Source organism: Pseudomonas sp. SIMBA_068, assembly GCF_046534705.1.
GTDB lineage: Bacteria > Pseudomonadota > Gammaproteobacteria > Pseudomonadales > Pseudomonadaceae > Aquipseudomonas > Aquipseudomonas putida.
The window spans coordinates 1-302 of record NZ_JAWRYI010000271.1 but is presented as its reverse complement, the minus strand read 5'-3'; the positions used below and the strand labels follow the sequence as shown (position 1 = coordinate 302).

1 protein-coding gene is annotated in these 302 nt (G+C 57.3%); it reads right to left on the bottom strand.

The genetic code is table 11. The features are described 5' to 3' along the window. The coding region (locus SB756_RS29150; RefSeq protein ID WP_410913008.1) for a GspL/Epsl periplasmic domain-containing protein at positions 1-302 on the bottom strand (302 nt) is incomplete at both ends.

Below are 302 nucleotides of genomic sequence, written 5' to 3'. Positions count from 1 at the left end.
CGCTGATTTCAGGGTACTGGCGATCGCTGACAATTCTGCGAGCAGCCGGGTATCGTCGGCCTGTGGGCGATATTTTTTCAGCGCCATCGTCACCTGAGAGCGTAAATTCACAATCCGCTTCTGCTCCGGGAATAGCGTTAAGAACTGTTTCTCCGCCTGGGTGCGGCTTTGCGCCACCTGTTCGCTGACGCTCCATAACGTCACGCCCCGTTCCACTACCAGCGCAACCAGAATCAGCAATATCGGCAGAATCATCACCCGCCAGCGCGCCCACTGTTTTCGGTAGCTGACACGAGGCTGCC